The sequence below is a fragment of the Trichococcus sp. genome, from assembly GCF_055118575.1.
In genome coordinates, this window is the sequence record NZ_JBSQPW010000006.1 from 87,392 (window position 1) to 112,692 (window position 25,301).

The window sequence follows — 25,301 nt, forward strand, 5'->3', positions numbered from 1 at the left end:
GTTTATCACGAAAAACAAACATTTGTTTTAAAAATGGAACAAACTTTACCTAGGGATACTGCACAGAAAAAAAGAGAAGCAACTCAATATCCTAACCGGAATCAAGTTGCTTCATGAGAATTTAGAACGTGATTAGTTTTCTGGAGCTTCCGGAACCACAAGTGTTCCGTCCAAAATTTGTGCCTTCGCATCTTCAACAGCAGTCAAGGCATCCGCGCTCAACTGACCGTCCGTCAAATTAACGCCTTCTTCAGCCAGACCGAAAGTCTGTACTTCTCCAGCCGGGAATTCGCCGTTCATCGTTAAATTAGCAACGTCATGAGCTGCTTTACCTACACCCTTCAACGTTGAAGTCAAAGTAAGGTTTCTTTCGGTACCGTCATCCAGCGTCAACAAACCCTCTTCTGTTTGGTCACGGTCAACACCGATTACCCAAATTTCTTTTGAAGGATCTGCTTTGACGATATCCTTAGCTTCTGAGAATACGCCATTACCGGAATCTCCGGCAGCTTGATAAATGATGTCGATTCCGCTAGCGTACATTGCGGCAGCTTTAGATTTTCCGCCTGCTGCATCGCCGAACGAGCCGACATATTCAACTTTAATATCTATATCAGGATTCACGGATTGGGCACCAGCTACGAATCCTGCTTCAAAGCGATCGATTACTTCGCTCTCTTGTCCGCCGATGAAACCTAACTGATTGGTTTTGGTTGTTTTGGCAGCTGCGACGCCCGCCAAGAAAGCAGCTTCATGGTCTTTGAATGATATGGAAACTGTATTTTCGCCTTCGATGACATCATCGATAATTGCGAACAATGTATCAGGATTCTGATCAGCCACATCTTGCATCGCTGATTTCAATTTATATCCGATACCGAACACAAGATCAAAATTACTGTTTACGGCAGTGTTCAAGTTCGTCACAAATTCCGAATCGGCATTTGATTGGATGTAATCATATCCATCGATCCCTTTTTCTTTGCCGTTCTCCTCGCCCCATGCAACAAGGCCTTCCCACGCGCTTTGGTTGAATGATTTGTCATCCACGCCGCCGACGTCGGTAATCATCGCGATAGCGAAGTTATCTTCCGTTCCTCCTGCCGTGCTGGAACCTGTCGCACTACTGTCAGCGGTATCGCCATTGCCGCCGCATGCTGCCAAAATTGTGCTGACACCTAACCCTACTGCCAACAATTTAACATATTTTTGCTTTTTCACCATGACCCCTCCAATAAAATTCAATTTTTTAAACTTGTAAGTACAAGCTTCTTACAAAAAATATCATAGCATGTATTCTTTCAAAAATAAACGATATCGACTTGTTTTGTAATCGTTTTTTCATTTAATATCCATATATTTTTCAGAATCTGCCCTACTAAGCCTCGGAATCAACAGGGATATCCGTATCATGTTCGTAGATACCTTCACTAATGTTCACTTTTCTGGGCTTACTTCCATCAGCCGGACCAACAATCCCCCTCGCTTCCATCTCGTCTATCAGCCGCGCTGCCCGATTATAGCCGATCCGGAATCTCCTCTGCAATTTGGAGATGCTCGCCGTTTCATCCGATCTGATAAATTCTACAGCTTCCCCGAAAAGATCATCTTCCGGCTCTTCGCTTGCGGCCGCCACTGTTTCGGTCGGCATCATTTCCTCGACATAGTTCGCTTCCTGCTGATTTTTGACAAAAGCCACAATGTGTTCGACTTCCTCGTCGGAAATGAACGCTCCTTGCACACGGATCGGTTTGTTTTCTCCCATCGGACGGAAGAGCATATCGCCTCTGCCCAGTAGTTTCTCTGCACCAGAGCCATCGATTATCGTTCTGGAATCGATCGAACTGGATACGGCAAACGCAATCCGGGAAGGGACGTTCGCTTTGATGATACCGGTGATGACGTCGACACTCGGCCGTTGCGTAGCCAGAATCATATGGATTCCCGCAGCCCGTGCCATTTGAGCCAATCTTGTGATCGCATCTTCGACTTCATTGCTGGCAACCATCATCAAGTCGGCCAACTCATCCACAATGACCACGATGTACGGCAAGGTAGGATTGTTTTCCCCGTTCTCCAGATTGTATTCGACAATCAGATTATTATAACCATCGATATTGCGCATGCCGGTACCGGCGAACAATTCATATCTTCTTTCCATTTCCGTGACGACTTTGTGGAGTGCTTGCGCCGCCTTGCGGGGATTCGTGACAACCGGTGTAAGCAAGTGGGGGATCCCGTTATAGACGTTCAATTCCACCATTTTCGGATCGATCATCATCATCTTGACTTCGTTCGGTTTGGCTTTCATCAGGATGCTCGTTATGATGCCGTTGATGCAGACAGACTTCCCGCTGCCGGTAGCACCAGCAATAAGGAGATGGGGCATCTTCGTCAGATCCGCACTCTGTACAACGCCGGAAATATCCCGGCCTAAGGGAACCTCCAATAGCTTGTCCGTGTGCTTTTGACCTTCCATGACATCCCGAAAGGATACGACGCTGATTTCACTATTCGGCACTTCTATGCCGATGAAGGATTTACCAGGTATCGGTGCTTCGATGCGGATGTCTTTTGCCGCCAAAGCCAAGGCCAGATCATCATTGAGGTTCACAATTTTGCTGACTTTCACCCCTACAGCGGGCTGAACCTCGTATTTCGTTACGGCAGGTCCCAGATTTGCTTTCGTGACTTTGGCTTCCACCCCAAAACTCGCAAACGTCTCTTCCAGTTTCTTGACATTTTTTTCGATTGTCGCGTATTCATTCGATTGATCGATTGCTTTGATTTCATTCAACAAAGTTACCGGGGGCAATTGGTAATCCCTGTTTTCCTGCTCGGCAGTAATCTCGAACTCCAGATCGCCACTGTTGTCTTCCTCCCCGCCTGCCACAGTTGTTTTTGCAAGGCTGGCCTCTTTGGCGGACGCGCTCTTTTCATTATCCGCATGTTTATGTTCGGCTGCCTTTTCAAGTTGTTGCTGAAAACTGTCTATTTTCAGCTGAACGGGTTCGCGTTCTTTCGCGGCGGTTGTTTCTTGTTCTGAAGCTTTCAGAGCATTTGCTTCTTCCTGCATCAATTTTTTCGCTGCCGATTCGCTTCTGATCTGATTTCTTGCTTTTTCGACTATCGAAGGTTTCTTGTCGGCCGGAATGCTGTTGGATCTGGTCGGTTTCTTTACTGTTTTCGAATCGATGATCGAGCCGGCAACTTTCTCTTTCGTGAAAAGCACTGCTCGTTTGCTGTTGTGTCCGAAGATCAAGGCAACTTTGCGCACGACTTCCATGACGTCATGCGTCGTGAAGCCGAATATGACCGCTGCACCAAAAAAAACAAGCAAGCCAATGATGATGTACGTGCCCCATTGCGAAACCAAAAAATGGGTTCCGGTATAGAAGGCTGCCCCAATCAAGCCACCACCCATTTCCGAAGCCGTGTCCGATTGCCTGACATCGGTCAAAAAGCGGGCAAGCGTAACGGACATGACCGATGCTTCCTCCGTGATGACCTTCTCAAAAGCCTGCGAATGCAGATAAAGCAAAGCTGCTGAATAAAGCAGGATGCCGCTGACCAGCCAATTTTTCCTTATTTTTGGTTCTTTCCCTCTCAGAATCAGGTACAGTCCATAGGCACCGAAAAGCGCCAGACTGATCGGATAAGTTTCGCCTACAAAAAAACGGAAAAAATTCGCCAGCGCTATACCGGCAAATCCAAGGTGCCCGATCCCTAAGGCTGCACTGAAAAGAAACAGCACACCGATAAGCTCATAAGATATTTTCTGTCCGGTCGTCTTCTTTTTCTTTCTCGTCGTCGTTCGTTTCGCCAAACATGCCAACTCCTTTTTTATCATTTATTCAAAACCACTGCGTATCTACTAAAACAGTGATCCATAGATTGTTCGGTTGATTACCCGTATCGGTTCATTATACTATAAAATGAACCCTTTACGTGGCTATTTTTTCGTTGGACTGCATGGAAAAAAAGCTTCAGAATCCCCTTTTGCGGATGCTGAAGCTTTTTCGATTTTGAGCGATCATTCTAGGCACAGTTTTTTCCTGTCCTGCAACAGCATCAGTCCATGATATAATTGCACATCATCATCGCAGTTTTCACAAAACCGGATTTCTCCATCCGACCAGTAGGCAGTCAGGTAGGTTTCCTTCGTTTTTTGGAATGGGTAAACTTCCGATAGTTTTTCAGCAGCCCGCTCATAGGCAACGACTGCCTCATGGAAATCGGCATACTCTGTCGATTCCACAATAAAATCCATCCAATCCTCAAAAAACCACCAAGGTTCATATTCTCCCTCGGTCCGAATCACCTGGTACATAATCTCACCTTCTTTGTTGCAAAAAGTATAGCACAGCCCGAAAAAAAATTCGCGCGCAAAGTATCGGGATTGAAACTTCTTGAAGAAGGCTGTAAACTGGATTTAACAGTTGCAACGCATACTCATCCTAAAATTGGGAGGAACTTATTATGAAGAAAATCAATATGACCGTGAGCGGCCGGGTCCAGGGCGTAGGGTTCCGTTACATGACAAAAATGGTGGCTGACCAGATCGGTGTTTCCGGCATCGTCAGGAATGAGGATGACGGAAGTGTCTATATCGAAGCTGTTGGACCGACCGAGAAAATCGATGCTTTCATCGCGGCCGTCAAACGCAGTCCTTCTCCAAGTGGCAGGGTTGAAGCGTGCATCATCCGTGAAGACGCCAACATTGAGAATTATATAAGTTTTCGCGTAACTAATTGAATATATTTTCCCCTTCAGGTATAGTAGTAATGTTATCGAAAAATTGTAAAGGAACGTGAATGATGAAACTCAAAAAGAAGTTATTGCTTTCCGCGGAAATGCTCTCCCTGTTGGTGGTTCTTACAGGCTGTATGCAATATGATGAGAATAAAAACCCGACCGGCTTTATATATGACTATTTGGTGGTGCCTACAGGGAAATTGATCGTTATGCTGGCGGAATTGCTGAACGGCAATTACGGGTTGGCTATCATCGCCATCACGATCATTGTCCGTTTGGCCATCATGCCCCTGAATTTTAGCCAGATCAAAAAAACGATGGTGCAGCAGGAAAAAATGAAGTACATCAAACCGGAACTGGAAGACATCCAATTCCGCCAAAAGAATGCCCAGACACCTGAAGAAAAAGCGGCGGTTTCTCAAGAAATGATGGCGCTGTACAAAGAAAACAACATCAGCATGACCGGCGGCGTCGGCTGCTTACCGATTCTGATCCAAATGCCGATTTTCACCGCCATGTACCAAGCCGTGAATTTGACGCCGGAAATTTCTGCAAGCACATTCCTTGGCATCAATCTTGGTGTAAGCAGTCCGTTGTTGGCAATCCTGGCGGGTGTTGCCTATGTTATTCAAGGCTACGTTTCCACAATCGGTATGCCACAAGAAACCAAATCACAGATGAAATCGATGATGCTGATGAACCCGATCATGATTCTGATGTTCTCTTGGTCTTCACCAGCGGGATTGGCACTTTACTGGCTGGCCGGCGGTATTTTCGCCGCAGCTCAGACTGCGCTTCAAAATCACATGATCAAACCTAAAATCCAGAAGCAAGTTGAAGAAGAAATGAAGGATCGTCCGGTCAAGAAGAACGTGAAAATGGCGAAGCCGGCTTCCTCTTCAGCACCTGCGCAAGCGGTAAAAGCTTTGTCCTCCAATAATCAAAAAACGGATGGCAAAAAAGGCCGCAACGCAGGCAAACAATCAAAATCATAATTGCAACTACAGAAAAAGCAGGAAGCGGCTCACTCACGGGCTCGCTTCCTGCTTTTTTGATTTCATTTTTTGGGTAAGGGACTTTTTCCTGCTGATAGTCTATAATTCCTCATCCGGCACATAATCCTTCAGAATCGGCAGCTGGATGCGGAAAACAGATCCGTGTCCCAATACGCTTTCGACGGTGATGTCGCCCTTATAGCCTTCCAGCAATTCTTTCGCTATCGAGAGGCCCAAGCCGTTCCCGCCCTTGTTCCGCGATCTGGCTTTATCGACGCGGTAAAAACGCGAAAAAATCTTCTGTTGATCTTCCTGGGACATCCCTTCGCCAAAATCTTGGATGGCAATCTGGACATAGGACATGGATTCGGAAATCGAAAGATGGATTTCATGCCGATCAGTCGAATACTTAACGGCATTGTCCATCAATATCACCAAGATTTGCTCAAAATGGTTGCGATAGATGTTCACATAGATTTCGCGATTCAGATCATCATCCAGATTGAAGACGAAATCCGGATAGAGCATCTTGAAATTATGGAACGTATGCAGCACGACATTCCGGATCGGCGTCACTTCATTTTTATAATGCATTTCGACTTGTTCCGCGCGGGAAAGATCCAGCATTTCCTGAACCAAAGTCTTCATGCGCTGAATTTCGGTCAAGGAAGCGGCAAGGGATTCGTCCAGTACCTGCGGATCCTCCTTGCCCCAACGGTTCAGCAATTTCAGATGCCCTTCGACAATGGCTGTCGGGGTGCGAAGTTCATGCGAAACGTCTTCCACAAACTGCTTTTGCTGCGTGACATAGAGCGCCATCTTGTCCAGAAGCCCATTGATATGCACAGAAAGGTCGGTAAATTCGTCCTTGCTTTTCGATATTTTGATGCGGGTCTCCGACAAGGTGTCCTCTTCGATCGCATCCATCGTGTCGACCATCTGTTTGATTGGCCTGAAGAAGTAAATGGCGATGCCGTAGCCGGCAGCCGCCGACAAAACGAGCACAATCGCCGTGACTACCCAGAAATACTGCGTCATCTGCGAGATGATTTTATGATAATCACTCAATCGGAAAACGATCTGCATATACCCCAAAAGGAAGGAATCCTCCTGGCTGAGGATCGGGCTGCCTGCGACAAACGCATCAAGATCGTTCAGTTCCGTTTCGCGTAAATAAGTATCGGGATTTTTGATGAATGTCGTATAGCTCTTCTGGGTTTCATAGAGCAGCTGCCCGTCTGTATCGAATACGCGGATGTTTACCCCTCTGCTCTTGAGGTCCTCTAAAAACGGATAATTCCCTACAGACTGAAGGCCCTTCGTCACAGTGGAAACAGAGATTTTCTCAAACATGCTTTCTACGCTGTTGACGGACAGCTTCGTGTCGATTTCTGACAACGCGGATTGGACCGAATAGAGCAAGTTTTCGGCTTCGTCTTTTTGTTGTTCGTATTGATAGCTTTTGTAGACATTCAACATCAGGAATGCGGAAAGAAAATACAGCAGGAAGAACGCGATACTTAAAAGAAAACCCCATTTCCACCGAATGGACTTGGGATTCCCTCTTTTTTTGGTTGGCATATAATTGATTCTGCGCATAGCATTATGAGCGCATGACGTATCCGGTGCCACGAACCGTTTGGATATAACTTTCTTGGCCGGCTACATCGATTTTGTTGCGCAGATATCGGATATATACATCCACTACGTTTGTTTCCACTTCTGTTTTGTATCCCCATACTTTATTCAGCAATACATCCCTTGACAAGACAACGTTGATGTTCTCCATCAAGATCAATAATAATTCGTATTCGCGTTTGGTCAGTTCGATGTGGTCATCGCCGCGGCGAACGACACGGTTTTCCTTTTCGATCGTCAAATCACGATAAGTGACGGTTGTCTGTTTCACTTTGCGTTGCTCTTCTTCGATGTCGATACGGCGCAGCAAAGCGCGGACCCTTGCCAAAAGCTCTTCGATGGCAAATGGTTTCACGATGTAATCATCCGCTCCGTGGTCCAACCCGGAAACGCGGTCGATGACAGAATCACGGGCGGTCATGATGATGATCGGCGTGTCTTTGACAGGGCGAAGGCGACGGCAAACTTCGATGCCATTCAATTCAGGCAACATCAGATCCAATAGGATGACATCCCAGTCCTGATTCATTGCAGCTTCAAGGCCGGCTCTGCCGTTGTAGCAGATTTCCGTTTCATAGCCTTCGTGTTTTAACTCAAGCTCGATGAAACGCGCCAGATTTTTTTCATCTTCGATAATCAATATTCTTTGTTTGTCTCTATTTTCCATAGAATTCTCCCCTAATGTCTCATTTGAATACTAACAACATGCCATTACAATTTCATTTTATTTTAACATACTGTCGGGAATTTATCTTAATTAAATGATTATAATAGTAAAATGTCATCCGAAGCCAGGCTTCGGATGACGTAAGTTTAGGCCGGAATGGCGCTGTATCCCTTTAGTCTTGTGGAACTTCCACTTCTTTATCCCACTCGAAGTGATAAGAGCCAGCTTTGTCTGTGCGTTCATACGTATGCGCTCCAAAGTAATCGCGTTGCGCTTGAATGATGTTCGCTGGCAAGACAGCTGAACGGTAAGAATCGAAATATGCTACCGCGGATGAGAATGTCGGTACCGGAACTCCTGCAGTCACAGCCGTTGCAACCACTTCACGTACAGCTCCTTGGTACTGTTTCGTGATCTCTACGAAGTAGTCATCCAACAACAAGTTCTGCAATTCAGGATTTTTCTCGTAAGCGTCCGTGATGTTTTGCAGGAATTGCGCACGGATGATACAGCCTGCGCGCCAAATTTTGGCGATTTCGCCATAATTCAGATCCCAATCATTTTCTTCACTGGCAACGCGCAATTGAGCGAAGCCTTGCGCATAGCTCATAATTTTGCTGAAGTATAGCGCTTTGCGGATACTCTCAACAAATGCCGCTTTGTCCAAACCTTCTTTAGTTGCAGCAGCAGGTCCGGTCAGAATTTCGCTGGCAGCGACACGTTCTGTCTTCAAAGCGGAGATGTAGCGGGCAAAAACGGATTCGGTGATCAATGGCAACGGCACACCCAAGTCCAAAGCACTTTGGGAAGTCCATTTACCCGTGCCTTTATTGCCAGCACGGTCCAGAATGATCTCAACCATTGGCTTGCCTGTTGCAGGGTCGTATTTAGTCAAGATATCAGCAGTGATGTCGATCAGGAAGCTGTCCAGCTCGCCTTTGTTCCATTCGATAAAGACTGCCGCTATTTCTTCCACTGACATGCCAAGATACTTGAACATGATGTCGTAGGCTTCTGCAATCAATTGCATATCTCCGTACTCGATTCCGTTATGGACCATCTTAACGAAATGTCCGGCACCATCCTTGCCGATATACGCTACACACGGCTCACCATCTGGAGCTTTCGCGGAAATTTGTTCTAAAATCGGCGCAACAAGATCATAGGCATCACGTTGTCCTCCTGGCATGATTGAAGGACCTTTCAAGGCGCCTTCTTCACCGCCGGAAACACCCGTTCCGATGAAATTGATTCCTGAATTTTCCAACTCCTTGCTGCGGCGGATCGTATCTTTGTAGAAAGTATTCCCTCCGTCGATCAGGATATCTCCTTTATCCAAATGAGGCAGCAACGATTGAATCGTTTTGTCAGTTGCCTCCCCTGCCTTTACCATCATCATGATTCTTCTTGGTTTTTCCAAAGACTCAACGAACTCTTCGATTGTATAAGTAGGAACCAGTTTTTTTTCTGGATTTTCCGCAATCACTTGTTCAGTCTTTGAACCGGAGCGGTTGAATACAGATACGGAATACCCTCTGCTTTCAATGTTCAATGCTAGATTTTTGCCCATTACGGCCATACCGACAACGCCAATTTGCTGTTTTGACATAAATAAATTCTCCCTTCATGATAAACACATCATTCTATAATCTTAATCCTAACAAAAATTTACTTAAATGGAAAGAAACAATTGAAAATAATGACTTTCTTTCCTTCCTTGGATTCTCCAGCGTTTACTTTTATATTTTAATGTTGTAAACTATGCCGTGTAAAAAACAAAAGGTGGGAATAATGTTGACAAAGAAAACTGGTGCTACTTCTACAAAATTCAATAAATTCAGCAAATTCATCATTTGGCTTATGCTTTTGGGCATGGTCGGCGGATCGATCGTTTCTCTCCTGTATTCTTTATTCATCAATCTGTAATGAGCAAATCGAAAAAGGTTCCCGGAATCCACAAGCTGATTCCGGGAACCTTTTTTTGAGTGTTTCAGATGCCTTTTTTGACTTTTCCGTCCCAGCCGGCATAGCCGCCTTTCAGGATGAAAATATTTTTGTAGCCGTTCTTTTTCAGAATAGCCGCACAACGTCCGCTCAACATGGAGTTTTGGTCATACAGATAAATCGGTTGATCTTTGCGGATTTCTGGATAGCGTTGTTTGAAAGCCGAATAAGCGATATTTCTCGCTCCCAATATGTGGCCTGCATCGAACTCGGTTCTTTCACGGACATCGATCAATTGCGCTTTACGCAAGTCTTTTCTGAACTCCTCAGCAGTCAAAATAGTCGCTGCATTCTTTCTTTGGAAATAAAAATAAGCTTGATAAATGGCATATCCGATGATGAATATCCATAATGCGATATTAAAAATATCTAATCCTGTTAAATTCAAATAGATCCATCCTTTCCTTACTCTTGCTCTCATATTTTACACTTGTGGAAGACGCATTGCTACAGTTTTAACGACTTTTTTTCTATTGCGTCAATTGTATCCAGCCATCGCCTTCCACATCGTACAGATACTCATAACGCTCTCCGTAAAGCACATATGTCCCTTTCGGCGAAACGGAGAGCGGAGCCATTCGTTCGACCGCAGTCAGTGTCTCTGACACGTTCCCGGAAAAATCGATTTTTGCGAGCTCAAAGCTGACGCCTCCCATGCTCTCCGACTTCTGTTTTGGGATGATAGCGAATGTGTCATCCGAGTCGCTCCCTTTTTTGAATTCAGGAATGACCAGCCCGCTTTCACTTGTGATGCGCGGCAAGGCAACATAGCCTTGAGAGATCAGAAGCGGGTAGTAAGAAATGGCAAGCAACTCTTCATCCTTGAAATCTGAATGGGTCACCACCCATACAGATTCGCCTTCCAGTCCATATGCGAGGATTTCCCGATCGATGACAGTGTCCTCGCCGGGAAAGCGAATGTCACTCAACACCAGGGCATCAGCGTCATCCGATCCGCTTTGCTTATGAAGATACATATTTTCTGAATACCAAACCGGCATTTCCTCTGTATCTGGCATTTCTGTGCATTCACCTTCCGCCAGATTCCAAAGGGTATTGACAGGTCTGTCCGTTTTTTTTTGGACGGAAAGGAAGAGCTGCCCTTCATTGGTCGGGTTCCAGGAAACGTCAGTCAAAATCCCTTCAGCCAGACGGAAGTCGGCAAGCAATCTTCCCGCCTTATCGATCATCATGACGTTGCTTCCCTGTTGATTTGCGACTTGCACCAGTATCCGTCGGCCATTTGCGGAAAGTGCCGCAAAAACAAGCCGATCTGAAAAAGCCCGGATCGGCTGTTCTTCCCCATTGAGCAGGTCAAGGCTGTACAGACCATATTCCCCATTTTTTTCCAGCGCAACCAGAATAATACTATCGTCCAGCCAGCCCACAGCACAAAGGAATTCATCCTTGGATATTGATGGGGTTCCGATGCTGGAGGAAAGCCTCGGCTCACTTGCTTCAGACTCGTCGGGATAGTGCAGCCGTTGCGTACAGGACGCCAGAGCAAGCATACTTGAGAGTGAGAGAATGAACCATACTAGCCCTCTTTTTCCCATGCCATCCTCCATCCTCCCGCATTTATTTAACCGAAAATATGCTGGGCCCCATGCTAATGAGTAGATTTATTTACTGCTCTCAGTCAGCGCAAGATAGGCTGCTCCCACTATTCCGGCATCATTCCCAAGCGCGGCCAATTTGATGTGCGTAGTCTTCTTGACGTTCGGGAATGAAAAGTCAGTAAAATAGGCCCTTACTTGCTCCAAGAGATATTCTCCAGCTGCGGATACACCGCCTCCTATGACGATATAAGCCGGATTCAAAAGGTTTCCGATATGGCTGCAGGCCAAACCTAAGTAATAGGCAGCCCGGTCGACGACAAGAATAGCCAAATCGTCCCCTTCTTTCGCCAAGTCAAAGATCATTTTGGAAGTGATCTCCTGTCCATCATCGATGATGAATTTGAGCTGTGAATCGCCAGCGTATTCTTCCGCATGTTTGCGGGCCAATTTGACGACGCCCGTTGCGCTGGCAACAGTCTCCAAACAGCCTTTCTTCCCGCAGGTACATTCAAACCCGCCCGGTTCTACAGTCATGTGACCGATTTCGCCACCCGAACCTGCAGTACCGTGGATCAGATTGCCTTCCGCAATGATTCCGCCGCCTACACCTGTGCCAAGTGTCACAAATACGACGTCGCGGTCATCCGCACCAGCGCCTCGCCACTTTTCGCCGAGCGCGGCAACGTTTGCATCATTGTCAATGAAAATGGGGATGCCGATTTCCCGCTCGATCATTTCACGCACAGGCTGTGGTGTTTCCCAGTTCAGATTGAAGGCACCTTCGACAGTGCCCGCTTCGCGGTCCACCGCTCCAGGAGAACCCATGCCGATGCCCTGGAAATCAGCTGCAGTCAGTTGATAAAGATCTAGGTGATGTTTGATTGAAGCAATGATATCAGGTACGATATGCGTCCCCTCATCATTGATGTCCGTAAGGATGCTCCATTTTTGCTGGATATCGCCTTCTGCTGTTAAGATAGCTAATTTCACTGAAGTGCCGCCTAAATCAATACCGATAAATTTTTTATACATGTCATTTCCTCCAATTGTTCAATTTGTATCTAGTATAACGCAAAACCGGTCCGCATTAAACCCAAATAAGCAAAGAATATAGCGCTCACAAAATAAATGATAAGAAAAAGAAGTCTTAGTCCATTTTGGCTTTTGGCAGTGCGCGGCATCGATATGAATACAGCGGAGAGTGCTCCGCCGAGTGCCCCACCAAGATGCCCGAAATTATCGACTCCTGAAGCAAAAAAGCCGAAGAAAAAATTCAGAAAAATCAGCATCGTAAAATTGCGGGCCATCAGCTGAATACCTGAGTTGTACGGAAACTGGCGGCCCAACACGATGGCTGCAGCAAACAGCCCGAAAAGCGAGGTGCTTGCTCCGGCGGAAATCGAGTCATTGAAAGCGAAACTCATGAGATTCCCCATCAGTCCGCTTAGGAGATAGATCAGCGCAAAACGCAAAGAGCCGTAGAGGCTTTCCATCTGCGTACCCAAATAATAAAGGGTAATGCTGTTGATCAGAATATGCGTGAAGCCGATATGGATGAACATTGGCGCAATCAGGCGCCACCACTCCCCTTGGGCGATGGCTGGATTGAATTTGGCTCCAAACATGATAAGCGTAAGCACATTGGTGCTGCCGCCGTTCAGGGTCATCAGCAGGAAAATGCCGATCTGAATGGCCAAAAACAAATGTGTTACAGAGAAATGATCCGGTAAGTAGGATCTTTTGGTATTATATGCCCGCATCATGACACTCCCTTTCATTATTATCCTATTTTATACTAGAATGATGCTGTCAACAACTTTTGGACCGGCACATCAAAAGCTTCGACTTCCCAATTCGGCTCCCTGAACAATTGGAACGGGAACAGCAACGACAAGGTCTGGCCTTTGTAAGCGGCCAGATAGCGATCGTAGTAGCCCCCGCCGAATCCTACGCGATAACCAGAATCGGAAAACGCCAATCCAGGAACGAGCAGCAGATCGATTTCTCCAGGCGGAACCGGGTTGCTCTTGTCGACTGGTTCCATGATTCCGAACTTGCTTCTTGCCATGGCGGTATCCGGCAAATATTCATGAAAAGTCATCACACGCTCCTTGCCGGAATAAGGAATGACCATCCGTTTGCCTTCTTCAAGCCCCTTTTGGATAATTTTGTGCGTATCGATTTCCGGGAAATTGGACCAAGTGACTCCGATCGTTTTTGAAGCTTTCCACTCATCACTGGTGCAGACTTCTGTCGTCAATGCTTGCTCCATCCGGATCCGTTCCTGGGATGGCAAATCACTCAATTTCCTCAGCATTTCTTTTCTTATTTTTTCTTTCATCAGAATCCCTCCTCAAGCGGTCTGGTGTGCAGTTTCGACTGTACCATACATCCTTCCGGATAAAATAAAAAAACAACAGGATATCCTGTTGTCATTTTAATTATTTTGTTTCACGATGCAAAGTCACGCGTCTTTCACGTGGACAATATTTTTTCACTTCAAGACGGTCCGGGTTGTTACGTTTGTTTTTCTTTGATAAGTAATTACGTTCTTTACACTCCGTACATTCCAATGTAATATTTAACCGCATATTCTTCCCTCCAAACATAAAAAAATTGAAGATCGAATCATCTTCTGCATTTCTCATTGTATCACTTATGAAAAAATAATGCCACTATTTTTTGAACAAGTTATGCCAGTGTCCGATTTTTTTAAGCTTTCTCCCGATAAAATCCGAGATAAGGTTGCAGAAACAAACGAATTTCTTTAGAATGTTATCAGGCGTCAAAAAGAAGAATTGAGGTGACATAGATGGAACAATGGACCATCGTGATTGTCTTATTGACAATCGCAATCATATTGCTGTTTGCATCATTTTTCGTTAAGGATAATGACCGCAAATTCGCTGATGAGATGAGTGAATACACATTACAATTAACGGAAGAAATCCATGAATTGAAGCAACGGCTCATCGCTGTGGAAGAGGAATTGGGAAAAGAAATCCCCGTTTCCGAAGATTCGCAGACCGTTAAAAAAGTACACAACCTAACAAAGCAACACATCATCACTTTGTATACAAGCGGAAGAACGTTTGATGAGATTGCAGAGCAACTGTCCGTCCCTATCACCACCGTGCAACTCGTTGTCGATAACTACATAGAGCAATCAATCGTATAGAGGAGAAAAATAAAGTGAACAAACAAAAGCTTCGTTTTATATCCATCGGTTTTTTGTTGTCTGCCGTGTTGTTGGCTGGCTTCCAGATCTTCTATCCGGAAGCACTCCCTGGCAGCACCTTCAACGGAGAAGCAAATGCCGATTCAACGGATTATCAAGAGAAATATGAAAGTACTTTGGCGGAATTGGAGTTGCAGAAGCAACTTAATGAAGCTGCCGCAAGCAGCGCCCCTGCTGATGGAGCTGCAGTGGCATCCAGTGCTCCAGCTGAAACAGCGAGCGTTGCTGAAAGTTCAGCTGCTCCTGCCGCAAACACACCCGTCACGTTTGTGATCACTTCCGGGCAACCGATGTCCGTCGTTATCGACAACCTGGTCAGTGCGGGACTCATTACCGATCGTGCTGTATTTGAACAGTATCTGAATGACCGGAATTTGGTCACAAAGATCAATATAGGAGAGTATCAATTATCCAAGGATATGGGCTATGAAGTCATCGCCGATATCATCACACTCGAATGATAACTCGCTTAAAAACAGAAAGTGCCGGACCAAGGATTTCACTATCCTTGGTCCGGCACTTTCTGTTTGTTTATTCGGCTGATGTTGCGTAATCACCGGTGTTGAAGTAAGCATCAAAGACTTTTTTGGAGATTGGTGTAGCCCGTGCCGTATCCGTGCTGAGATAAGGGACCACAACGGTGACGGTAATTTCCGGATTATCGAATGGTGCATACCCGACAAAGGTGGAGTTAAATACGCTTTCTCCCTTCAGATTCTCATTGTTGCCGTCATAGAAGGCCTCTGCCGTACCTGTCTTGGCCGCCACGTTGTTCGGGTCTTTCCCGAATGTCGAATACGCTGTTCCAACTGCACTGTGGGTTACTTGGTAAAATCCTTGTTGGACGCGTTCCATTGCTTCTGCATCTACGTCGACCTGATTCATTACTTTCGTTTCGAGCGTGGTTTCCAAAGCGCCCAACGATCCGTTCGCATCCGTGCTGCGGATTTCCGAAACCAGCTGCGGAGCGTATCGGGTGCCACCATTGGCAATGGTATTGATGTACTGCGTCAACTGAAGGGTCGTGTACAGATCGTACTGTCCGAAGGATTGGTCGATTACATTGACCGCCCCTTCACTGAAACCGGTCAGTCCGCTGCCTTCATTCGGCAGGTCGATCCCCGTCTTCACACCCAAACCGAACTGGGCAAAGTAGCTGCGCAGTTCGTCGATCAGATCTGCGGAGATGTTCAAAGTTCCTCCTGCTTCATAGGATGATTGTCCCCCCATCAACATTGCTAATTTGATCATGTAAATGTTCGATGAGCGGGCTAACGCCTCAATGTCGTTTATGGCGACTTGATTTCCGACGGTTGAGTTGAATACCGATTTTTTCAGTAGCGAACCTTGGAATTGCAAGGGCTCATCGACGAGGACGTTGTTGTCCGTGCTGATGACGCCGCTCATGTATCCGGTCAGCACCATTGCGCCTTTCACAACCGAACCCATTCCGTAACTGGAATTGATGACTCCTAATGCATCATCCACAATTTCGTTGGAAGTGGAACGCTGCTTTCCGGTCATACCCAGAATCTCTCCGGTATTCGGGTCGGAAGCGACGATGTAAACACGGTCATTATAAGGATCGACATTGCTGTTCAGGAAATCTGTTGCGATCTGTTCAATCTCCTTCTGAAAATCGATATCGATGGTCAGAATCAGGTTATCCCCTGCTTTTCCTTCATAGGATTCCTCCCGCGTCACAACCTCTCCCGATTGATCCGTGATCGTTTCCCATTGTGACTTCGTACCTGAAAGTACAGATTCGTATTCCTGCTCCAAATAGGAATTTCCGACGCGGTCGTTCCTGGCGTACCCTTTTGCTAAATAAGTAGCCACTTGGTCGCTCGGCAAGCCGATTTTTTCGCTGGTAACGCCACCCAAAATGCTCTTCAGCAAGTCGGATTCGGGGTAGATTCTGACCCAATCAGTCGCGACATCCACTCCCGACAAACCGGACAAATTTTCACTCACCCGTGCCAATTCCTCATCCGAAACATCTTTATTTTTAATGCTGGTGGTCGACAGGGCATACGCGCTGTTCATCCGCTTAAAAATGGCGGCAATTTCTTTTTCTTCATCAGGATAGGCGATGTCTTCCGCTGTTATTTTTGCGAGTTCCACTTCGTATAGTTCAGAACCCGGCAACAGCTTTTCATCATCAGATAGCCGCTCCAGCATGACTTCGTTGTTTACGGCCATCCAATAATCCTTCAGGTCACGCTCTGTCAGTTCTTCAATGCTGACGTTTATCAACCCCGCCAATAAAGAGGCGACTTTTGCCATCTCCTCGGCAGTCGTGTTTGCCCCCCTGGTGAAAGTTATGGAATGCTGCGGTTCGTTGCCTACGAGTATGTTGCCGTCTCTGTCATATATCAAACCGCGCGGCACCGATTCCGTCACAAGCGTCGTTTCTGTGCGTTTTACGATGGCTTCGAATTCATCTCCGCGAACGATCTGCAGGTATCCCAGCCGGAATATCACTGCGGAAAACAGCGAGAACACAATGAAAAAGAGCAGGTTCAAGCGAAATGGGATGTGCGATTTTCTCTTTCTTTTTCCTTGGGTATTATCTTCCAATTTTACACCTTCCTAAAACCATAGTTCAACAACCTATTATAGCAAAAAATGGGGGCATTACAAACGAAGCAATAAATTTTTAATATGTGGCCACAACGGATAGCCCCAGACACCCGCATTCTTCATAAAACTGATGGGATATGCTAAAATAGCAGAAGCACTTGTGAATCTTAGCTTCTACATATCACGGACGCTCCTTAACGACCATCCTACTCTGCAGGAACGCCATAAAAATTTTTTTTCAAAGGAGGAATGCGCAGCATGCTGAAGCGTTTCACAACTCTATCCCCGCACAAAAATATGCGTTCCCTTTCGTTCTTACTGCCTTTATTTATAATGATGGTTATTTTTGCCGCCATGGGCGTTTACCCTTTCGGCAACAGCACTTTGCTGACTGTAGATCTCGGCCAGCAATATGTTGATTTTTTCAGTTATTACCGGACAACCTTATTGTCCGATCCTTCCGCGATTTTCTTTTCGTTCACAAAATCGTTCGGCGGTGAGATGCTGGGGTTATGGGCCTATTATCTGATGAGTCCCTTCAATCTGATCTTCCTGTTTTTCCCGCAGTCCCAGTTGCCATTGGCGGTGACTGTCTTGATCCTCATGAAGGTTTCCGCGTCGGGATTGACTTTTGCCCATCTGCTGATTTCCCGCTTCGAAGGTAAAGGTTTATTGGTACCCTCCTTCGCAGTGAGCTATGCCTTGATGGGTTACGTCATCGTCAATCAATTGAATGTCATGTGGCTGGATGGACTTGTTTTCCTCCCTCTGATCATTTTGGGCCTGGAAAAAATGTTGTCTGGCGAAAACGGCCTGTACTACAGCATATTTCTCGGCGTGATGCTGATTTCCAATTATTACATCGGATTCATGATCAGCGTTTTCCTGGTCTTCTATTATACTTTTGCCTTTTCCAGACTAGAAGTCGTCGGTCCGCGTAACCTGAAGGCGCAGCTGAAGTATTTCTTGACGCAATCAGCCCGATTCATCGGCTATTCCTTGCTGGGAGCTGGCTTTGCCGCCGTACTGTTGCTGCCCACTTTTTTTTCGCTCTTGGGAAGCAAGGCGAGCTATGCCAACAACCTGATCGATTGGAGTTTCGCATACGATCCCCTCGAAGTGGTTTCAAAGTTTTATATCGGGGCGTTCAATTTTGACCAGATGCCAAGCGGACACCCCAATCTCTTCATCGGCACTGCAGCTCTGACCGCGTACATCTATTATTTTTTTCATCCTGCTTTTTCTAAAAAAGAACGGTTCACCTCGCTTGCTCTGACCGCCATCTTTTTCCTGGCGATGAATGTCCAGTTTCTGAATAAAATGTGGCATGCCGGACAGTATCCGATCTGGTACCCTTACCGTTTTTCATTCACCGTTTGCTTCTTTTTCCTGTTGAACGGTTTTCGGGCGTTGCGCTTCTATCGCCCTTTCCCATTTCCGCTGGCCTGCTCCCTTTTGATTGCGAATGCAGCTGCAGCCATTTATGTGCTGAAAATGGACTTTGAATTTTTGGATCCTGTCCAGGTATTGATTACTGCAGCCGTCTCTGTTCTTGTCCTTGTTTTGTTCATGCTCAGGGAACAGCCCAGAAAATGGCTGGCCTACGCTTTGCTTTTCGTTGTTACCGCAGAGATGACGGCAAATGCAGCCATCGATTTGTTTCGATTAGGCTACGTCAAGCAGGATGAATTCGCCGATTATCAGTCGAATCTGAATACGATGCTTGCTGATGTGCGGCCATCCGAAAAGGAATTTTACCGGATCGAAAAAACATTCCAGCGCTCCAAAAACGATAGCTTTCAAGCCAATTATGCAGGTATCAATCATTTCAGTTCCACATTTGAAAAGGAAATTCCAGCCTTGTTCGGGTCATTGGGCTTTCCGGATGGGAACGGCTTTATCGTCTATTCAACCGGGACCCTGTTCACGGATGCGCTCTTCGGCGTGAAATATTTTATCCAGGACAAGAATTTGCCGGAAACATTTTATGACATCAATGACGGCGTGTACCGTTTGAACCGCAATTCCACACGTCCGGATTTGGCCCAGTACAGTTTCTACTCAGAAACGAATAGGTCAACAACTTTTGAAAATCCATATGCATTGCCATTGGCATTTGGTGTCTCCAAAAGCGTATTGGATCTTGAATTGATAGAGGATCAACCAATATTGATGCAGGAACAGCTATTGGACGCTTTCAATAATCAAGAAAGCATCGAACCTTATTTTTCATTGCGTCCGTTCGATTCCAACGTTTTCCAGAATGTCACCTCAGCTGCCGGGGATGCGCAAAATACAACCTATTACCGGTCTGTAGATGGTGCGATCTCAAGGATCGAATTCCAGTTCACTCCTGTCAGCGATAATCCGTATTATCTGATCCTGGATGCCGGCATCGACGATGATAACGCAACCCTTTATGTGAATAATGTCAAGTTGGACTATTATACGACTTACCGCAACGACCAGGTCATCAATATCGCAAGCAATCAGCAAGGAGAAAACATCACCTTCACGATTGAGCTGCTTGAGGACTCGATCCGTGTGCAGGATCTGAAACTTTACGAGCTGAATAAAAACTTGTTCGAGGAGACCATTTCTGGGCGTCAAGCGGAAGGCATGATGATCAACTCTTTCAGCCAGACCCACATCACAGGCTCGGTCGCGATCGAGAATGATGATGAAGTACTGCTCACGACGATCCCCTACAGCGCAGGGTGGAAAGTCATGCTTGACGGGGAAGTTGCTGAAACGACAACCGCTCTGGAAGGCTTGCTGGCCATACCAATCAGCGCAGGCGACCATTCCATTGAGCTGACATACCGCACCCCTTATCTGATGACCGGATTGTCAATCACAGGCGCATCAATCGTTGGTGCCCTATTCATTAAAAAATATCGTAAAAAATAAATGAGGAAAGCGGCTGGAGTTGTGCTCCTAGCCGCTTTCCTCATTTTTTATCCATTGCGGAGTCTGAAAACCCAACCGAATAGCACTTCGCCGTCGCTATTATTGCGCCTTCATCCACTCATTCTTCTTCGCACATATATGAAATCGCCACGGTGCCGACTCCCGCACTCATTCCGACGATTGTCGAAATGTTCATGATATATTCCGGTTCCTTGCCCAGCAATGTGACGCTGCGTTTGCGATAAGCCTCGGCTTTTTCGGGATTGTTCGCATGAACGATCGCATATCTCGAAATCTTCTGCTGTGCGTTCACTTTTTCCAGCAATCGGAACAGTTTCTTGTCATTGCCTTTTTCACTGAACGCTTTTTCAGCTATAGACCCTTTGCCTTCCGTATCGATCGAAACGACTGGCTTGAGGTTGACCGACATTGCAGCCATCCCTGAAACTTTGCTTAAACGTCCGGATCTCACCATGTATTTCAGATTTTTGACGCTGACGAAAATATTTGTCCGCTCCCGCAAGCGTTCGATCTCCGCTACGATGTCATCGAAAGGTATTTCCGCGGCAATCATTTCTGCCGTCTTCAGGACAAGCAACCCTTCCGCCCCGGAATTCCGTTTTGAATCGATCACGGCAATTTTTTTGCCTTCATGCAGCTTTTTGGCTACAGCATTCCGGAATACGCTGTAAGTTCCGCTCTGTTCTTTCGCCACAGTCACGATGATGACTTGATCATAATGGGAAAGTACCGTTTCCAGATACTTCTCTACAACGACTGGATTCGGCTGAGAACTTTTCGGGTATTCAACGGCCTCCTCCAACAAAGGATAGAATAGTTCGGGTGTCATCGTAACCTTGTCGAGATAAGAAGTATTATCAAAATTCAGGTTGAGCGGCAACATGTGTACCTGAAAGCGGTCGAGAGTTGTTTGCGGAACGTCTGCTATCGAGTCCGTGATCAGCGCGATGTCGTATTTCCGGTCAAACGCAGATTCGTTCTGCCTGATCATATCATCCGCCTTCTGCTGGAGAATGACGCCTTTCTTTCGCAAAACCTGGAATACTTGTTCCGGCGCATTGGCATGGATATGGATCCTAGCTTTTCGGTTGTTGCCCGCTACAATCAAGGAATCCCCGTAAAGTGCCAGTTCCGACTTCAATTCTTCAAGATCGATAGCGTCCGCGGACAACAGCGCTTCGGTACAATAGCGGTGGTGTATCGTACCTTGGCTATGGATCAATTCCTCGTTAAAAGCAAAGTCTTCCGGTTCATAGCTAACCTCCAAGTCCATCTTTCCGGTGCGCAAAAATGTTGCGAACCCTTGAAGAAAGTAGACAAATCCCTTTGCCCCGGAATCGACTACTTTGGAATCCTGCAGCACTTTCAGCCGCGAAGTCGTTGCTTCCAAAGATTTATTGGCTGTGACAAGCGATTTTGAGAACAATTCGGAAAAGCTGGCCGAAAGATCTTTATGACTGTATACCGCATCCGCCCATTCCCGGATGACGGTAATGATTGTTCCTTCCACTGGATTGGAAATTGCCTGATAGGCATAGGGGACCGCATTTTTGACCGTTTCCGCAAATGAAGGGATGGTTATCGTCTCCTCATCCACCAAGCTTAGAAATATGCCGTTAATGTATTGGGCAATAATGATACCGGAATTGCCCCTTGCACCAGTCAAAGCGGCATCAGCTATGCTGTTCATCGTTTCCTTGACGGATTCGGAGATTTTCGCTTCCAGAATGATTGCATGCATGGTTGAAGAGAGGTTGCTGCCGGTATCCCCGTCAGCAACGGGAAATACATTGATTTCATTCAGGCTGTTTTTGTTTCTGATGACCTCCTGTGCACCTGACACAAAAGAATTGTAAAGCTTTTCGCTATCCAAAGTTGAAATATTCATTTTTCTGCCTCCATCCGCATCTGAATCTTGATTGTTTTTCAAAGAAATCTTTGGGCCGCAATGTAAGTGATGCCCGCGGTAGCGGCATTCAAAAACGTTCCCCAAACTAAGTCAATCAAAGTGATCGTGATTGGCCAATCCTTTAAAGTCGCCAGATTTGTCAAGTCATACGTTGCATACGCGACCAATCCGAAAAAACCGCCAGCCAAAATGGCATACTGCAGGCTTTCTTTCACAAGGGCCGGATGCACCACAAAAAATACGAGACCACCGATGAACAAGAGATAAAAAATCAGCGCTGCCGCCCAGTTAACATTCGGAGCCATGAGGTGGCCCAGATACTTACTGTAAATATTTTTGGATAATACCCCCAACCAGACTATATCCACCAAAAAGAACACAAAAAATGTCAGGAAATACAATTTGATGCTGTCCATCTTTTCTTCCTCCCTTTCCATGATCCAAAGTCGCTTCAGCCGCCGATCCTTTCGGACAAGATGCCATCCTTCATCACAAAAACTTTGTCGCAGTAATCAATCAAGCGTTCATCATGCGTCACCATGATGGTAGCCTTGTTCTTCATTTTTGTTTCCCTCGCCAAAATCTCGACTACTTCAAATGCCTTCTGCGTGTCCAGGCTGGCTGTTGGCTCGTCCGCCAGGATAACAGATGGATCATGGTACAGAGCTCTCGCTATGGCGACCCTCTGCCTTTGTCCACCGGAGAGGTCACTCGGAAATTTATCCTTCAATTCGAGGATCCCCAATTCTTTCAATAACTCGTCACGTTTGTGTTTGTCCACTTTGCTCTTTGCGACTTTGTTGGCCAAATGCAGTTGGTCCTGCACCGTCAGAAACGGGACCAGATTGGAGGCTTGCAAAATGAAGCCGATCTCCTCAAACCTTAGTTTCGCACGTTTTTTCTCATTCACTTCGCTGAAGGGTTTTCCGTTTATCAAGACCTTTCCGGAAGAAGGTGTCTGCAGCCCCCCTGTGATGGTCAAGAAAGTGCTCTTTCCCGATCCACTCGGCCCGATGACGGCCACAAACTCCCCGGCCTCTATGGCTATGTTCGTTTTTTTCAGCGCATCTATCTTGAGTTCACCTTCACCGAACGACCGGGAAACGTCTATCATTTCGATTAATTTCATTTGCTGTCTCTCCTATCCGATTGCCTTTAATGGGTCTATTTTAACCACCGCCCTAACGGAAAATACCCCGCCGATCATGGCCATGATTACCAACAAAGCAGCTATGCCGCTCAGAAAATACAAGTTTGTTTGATACGGTACAGCAGCCGGCAAGACCAGCGCTGTCGCTCCGGTCAACAGCAACCCGATGCCGACTCCAATCGCCGCCAACAGGAACGTTTGGACGACTACTGATTTGGCGATATAGCCGCTCGAAATCCCCTGCGCCTTCATGACGCCGAACATGCTGGTTTTCTGCATGGTAAGGACATAGATAAAAATACCGATCACTACAGCAGCAATGACGACCAAAAACCCTATCATCAAACCGAATGTCAATACCTGAGCAGTGTATCCCGGAATTTCATTGATGTAATCCGCAATCGGATATACTTTCAGATCCTCATTTCCGGTGTCCACCCCTTCAATTGTGTCATCGATTCCCCGAACTACAATCGCACTGATGCGCCCTTCATCAGACTCATCAACCTGCTCAAAGCGCACTTCCTGATAAGAGGAGACAGTTGTGTACAAAACCGGTGCGACACTGAACCTCGCATCTTCGGTGAATCCGACTACTTCCACTTCCTTGTCCGAGCCTGCCAGTTGAAGAATGTCCCCTATGACAATGCCCTCCTCTTCCTTCAGGCTGATGTCGGCAACGACTTCATCCTCATTCTGGAAAGCTTTCCCTTCGATCACTTCAGGCATCAGGAATTGATCTGATTCGATGCCGAAAAAAGTTGTATTTATTTTTGCTTCGTCACCTGAAGTCCCTTTTTTCCTGATGACATTAGGAGCTATTCCAATCACAGCTGCCTCTTCAGCATCCACCTCATCTAGGGCTCCTTTGGGCATCATGGACATATTGATGTTCGTATTCGACTCATCCGTCAGAATAATGCCATCCGCATCCCATTTATCAATGCTAGTCCGATTATCTTGTGCCAGCCCATAGGCAAGACCCACTAAGAAAAACACCAAATACGATACCAACACCATGACTCCAATGATCAAAGAAAACCTTGTTTTTGAATGTTTAATCTCTTTCCAAGCTAAAAACATCACTTCAACTCCTTCATTTGTTTTGCTGCTGCATCTATCTATGATGAAAATATCAAGATACCTAAAATAGTTTGTCTCTCCAGTTCTAGCCAGCCTCGGAATCGGTCCTATTCATCGCGTTGTTCAGTAGCTTCAACTGCTTCATCAAAAATATGCCATCTATACCTTCAAGACTACAGTCATTCACTTCGGCCAGAATAGCAGAATGGATTGCTTTTTTTGAGGTTGCGCCTTTTTCACTTAAAGAAATGATTGTAGCGCGCTTATCCAAAAGGTACGGGTTCTTTGTGAGCCAACCCTGTTTCTCAAGACGATTCAATATGGGATTCAACGTTCCGATCCCCATACCTAAACGTGCCCCGATGTGTTTGATCAAAATATTGTCCTCATCCCATAAGACCAACAGGACCAAATACTGCGGAAATGTCAAATGGAAATCTTTCAAAGCGCGGTTGTACAATTTACCGAAACTGTTCGCTGCTCGGTAAACCTCGAAACAAAGCTGATCCTCCAGCGGCCTATCAAAAATAGATTCCTCCATCCCCTATACCGTCTCCTTCCAATTTTATCCTCACCGCATATATACATCTTACAAGATATATATTAATCGATGGCAATCGGAAAGTAAAACAATCGCACTTGGAAGATCCGCTAAATCCAGTCAATCCCCCACCGCAATATTATGATAGTATAAGAAAAGCTGAACGGGTTCGTTCAGCCCTGAAAGAAATTTAGGAAATCTGGCCCTGAATGAGCATCGTAGAGCGCAATGGGTCAGATTTATCTAAT

At 46.1% G+C, this 25,301-nt stretch carries 24 protein-coding genes; 6 read left to right on the forward strand and 18 right to left on the reverse strand.

Going from position 1 to position 25,301, the window contains the following annotated elements; genetic code table 11:
* Positions 1-132 precede the first annotated feature (132 nt).
* The 3 genes from ACTCCX_RS02780 to ACTCCX_RS02790 all read right to left on the reverse strand — a co-directional run bounded on the left by ACTCCX_RS02780 (position 133) and on the right by ACTCCX_RS02790 (position 4,330).
* Entirely contained in the window at positions 133-1,221 is a 1,089-nt protein-coding gene (locus tag ACTCCX_RS02780) for a BMP family lipoprotein (RefSeq protein WP_463274648.1), read from the reverse strand.
* Positions 1,222-1,378: 157 nt separating this feature from the next.
* On the reverse strand, positions 1,379-3,826 hold the full coding sequence (locus tag ACTCCX_RS02785; RefSeq protein ID WP_463274621.1) for a DNA translocase FtsK: 2,448 nt from the start codon (positions 3,824-3,826) through the stop codon (positions 1,379-1,381).
* 207 nt (positions 3,827-4,033) lie between these two features.
* Positions 4,034-4,330, reverse strand: coding sequence for a DUF1033 family protein (locus tag ACTCCX_RS02790; protein WP_463274622.1), 297 nt, complete (start codon positions 4,328-4,330; stop codon positions 4,034-4,036).
* A gap of 149 nt (positions 4,331-4,479) precedes the next feature.
* Here ACTCCX_RS02790 and ACTCCX_RS02795 point away from each other — a divergent pair, with 149 nt between their 5' ends.
* Together ACTCCX_RS02795 and yidC are read left to right on the forward strand one after the other, a co-directional pair.
* Entirely contained in the window at positions 4,480-4,755 is a 276-nt protein-coding gene (locus ACTCCX_RS02795; RefSeq protein ID WP_463274623.1) for an acylphosphatase, read from the forward strand.
* 59 nt (positions 4,756-4,814) lie between these two features.
* Positions 4,815-5,750, forward strand: a complete 936-nt coding sequence (gene yidC / locus ACTCCX_RS02800) for a membrane protein insertase YidC (protein ID WP_463274624.1) — start codon at positions 4,815-4,817, stop codon at positions 5,748-5,750.
* Between the two features lie 99 nt (positions 5,751-5,849).
* Here yidC and ACTCCX_RS02805 read toward each other — a convergent pair whose 3' ends face one another.
* The 3 genes from ACTCCX_RS02805 to gndA form a co-directional block, all read right to left on the reverse strand.
* Positions 5,850-7,331 (reverse strand): HAMP domain-containing sensor histidine kinase, encoded by a 1,482-nt coding sequence (locus tag ACTCCX_RS02805; RefSeq protein WP_463274625.1) that lies wholly within the window; start codon positions 7,329-7,331, stop codon positions 5,850-5,852.
* 22 nt (positions 7,332-7,353) lie between these two features.
* Positions 7,354-8,055 (reverse strand): response regulator transcription factor, encoded by a 702-nt coding sequence (locus tag ACTCCX_RS02810; RefSeq protein ID WP_463274626.1) that lies wholly within the window; start codon positions 8,053-8,055, stop codon positions 7,354-7,356.
* 172 nt (positions 8,056-8,227) lie between these two features.
* Complete coding sequence (gene gndA / locus ACTCCX_RS02815) at positions 8,228-9,664, reverse strand: NADP-dependent phosphogluconate dehydrogenase (RefSeq protein ID WP_463274627.1); 1,437 nt, start codon at positions 9,662-9,664, stop codon at positions 8,228-8,230.
* Between the two features lie 182 nt (positions 9,665-9,846).
* Between gndA and ACTCCX_RS02820 the strand changes: the two genes are divergently transcribed.
* Positions 9,847-9,981, forward strand: a complete 135-nt coding sequence (locus ACTCCX_RS02820; RefSeq protein WP_463274628.1) for a DUF4044 domain-containing protein — start codon at positions 9,847-9,849, stop codon at positions 9,979-9,981.
* 64 nt (positions 9,982-10,045) lie between these two features.
* On the opposite strand, the gene ACTCCX_RS02825 is transcribed toward ACTCCX_RS02820, so the two are convergent.
* The 6 genes from ACTCCX_RS02825 to rpmG form a co-directional block, all read right to left on the reverse strand.
* Positions 10,046-10,480 (reverse strand): rhodanese-like domain-containing protein, encoded by a 435-nt coding sequence (locus ACTCCX_RS02825; protein WP_463274629.1) that lies wholly within the window; start codon positions 10,478-10,480, stop codon positions 10,046-10,048.
* Between the two features lie 49 nt (positions 10,481-10,529).
* Positions 10,530-11,615 carry a YqgU-like beta propeller domain-containing protein gene (locus tag ACTCCX_RS02830; RefSeq protein ID WP_463274630.1) on the reverse strand — a complete coding sequence of 362 codons (1,086 nt, stop codon included), beginning with the start codon at positions 11,613-11,615 and terminating at the stop codon, positions 10,530-10,532.
* 66 nt (positions 11,616-11,681) lie between these two features.
* Entirely contained in the window at positions 11,682-12,650 is a 969-nt protein-coding gene (locus ACTCCX_RS02835) for an ROK family glucokinase (RefSeq protein ID WP_463274631.1), read from the reverse strand.
* Positions 12,651-12,679: 29 nt separating this feature from the next.
* A complete protein-coding gene (locus ACTCCX_RS02840; protein WP_463274632.1) occupies positions 12,680-13,381 on the reverse strand; it encodes a rhomboid family intramembrane serine protease in 702 nt (233 codons plus the stop codon).
* A 32-nt stretch (positions 13,382-13,413) separates the two neighbouring features.
* Positions 13,414-13,959, reverse strand: coding sequence for a 5-formyltetrahydrofolate cyclo-ligase (locus tag ACTCCX_RS02845; RefSeq protein WP_463274633.1), 546 nt, complete (start codon positions 13,957-13,959; stop codon positions 13,414-13,416).
* A gap of 100 nt (positions 13,960-14,059) precedes the next feature.
* Entirely contained in the window at positions 14,060-14,209 is a 150-nt protein-coding gene (rpmG, locus tag ACTCCX_RS02850; RefSeq protein ID WP_068560829.1) for a 50S ribosomal protein L33, read from the reverse strand.
* A gap of 221 nt (positions 14,210-14,430) precedes the next feature.
* On the opposite strand from rpmG, the gene ACTCCX_RS02855 reads away from it, so the two are divergent.
* Both ACTCCX_RS02855 and ACTCCX_RS02860 read left to right on the forward strand, forming a co-directional pair.
* Entirely contained in the window at positions 14,431-14,796 is a 366-nt protein-coding gene (locus ACTCCX_RS02855; protein ID WP_319218833.1) for a DUF6115 domain-containing protein, read from the forward strand.
* Positions 14,797-14,810: 14 nt separating this feature from the next.
* Positions 14,811-15,317: a hypothetical protein gene (locus ACTCCX_RS02860; RefSeq protein WP_463274634.1), complete on the forward strand. Its 507-nt coding sequence runs from the start codon at positions 14,811-14,813 to the stop codon at positions 15,315-15,317.
* Positions 15,318-15,387: 70 nt separating this feature from the next.
* Here the strand turns inward: ACTCCX_RS02860 and ACTCCX_RS02865 are convergent, their stop codons facing one another.
* Entirely contained in the window at positions 15,388-17,436 is a 2,049-nt protein-coding gene (locus ACTCCX_RS02865; RefSeq protein WP_463274635.1) for a peptidoglycan D,D-transpeptidase FtsI family protein, read from the reverse strand.
* A gap of 252 nt (positions 17,437-17,688) precedes the next feature.
* On the opposite strand from ACTCCX_RS02865, the gene ACTCCX_RS02870 reads away from it, so the two are divergent.
* Positions 17,689-20,349 (forward strand): YfhO family protein, encoded by a 2,661-nt coding sequence (locus ACTCCX_RS02870; RefSeq protein ID WP_463274636.1) that lies wholly within the window; start codon positions 17,689-17,691, stop codon positions 20,347-20,349.
* 118 nt (positions 20,350-20,467) lie between these two features.
* Here the strand turns inward: ACTCCX_RS02870 and ACTCCX_RS02875 are convergent, their stop codons facing one another.
* From ACTCCX_RS02875 to ACTCCX_RS02895, 5 genes are all read right to left on the reverse strand, one after another.
* Positions 20,468-22,258: a DAK2 domain-containing protein gene (locus ACTCCX_RS02875; RefSeq protein ID WP_463274637.1), complete on the reverse strand. Its 1,791-nt coding sequence runs from the start codon at positions 22,256-22,258 to the stop codon at positions 20,468-20,470.
* 38 nt (positions 22,259-22,296) lie between these two features.
* On the reverse strand, positions 22,297-22,695 hold the full coding sequence (locus ACTCCX_RS02880; protein ID WP_463274638.1) for a DUF2177 family protein: 399 nt from the start codon (positions 22,693-22,695) through the stop codon (positions 22,297-22,299).
* Between the two features lie 35 nt (positions 22,696-22,730).
* Complete coding sequence (locus ACTCCX_RS02885) at positions 22,731-23,408, reverse strand: ABC transporter ATP-binding protein (protein WP_463274639.1); 678 nt, start codon at positions 23,406-23,408, stop codon at positions 22,731-22,733.
* A gap of 12 nt (positions 23,409-23,420) precedes the next feature.
* Entirely contained in the window at positions 23,421-24,512 is a 1,092-nt protein-coding gene (locus ACTCCX_RS02890; RefSeq protein WP_463274640.1) for an ABC transporter permease, read from the reverse strand.
* A gap of 85 nt (positions 24,513-24,597) precedes the next feature.
* On the reverse strand, positions 24,598-25,053 hold the full coding sequence (locus ACTCCX_RS02895; RefSeq protein ID WP_463274641.1) for a MarR family winged helix-turn-helix transcriptional regulator: 456 nt from the start codon (positions 25,051-25,053) through the stop codon (positions 24,598-24,600).
* Positions 25,054-25,301: the final 248 nt, after the last annotated feature.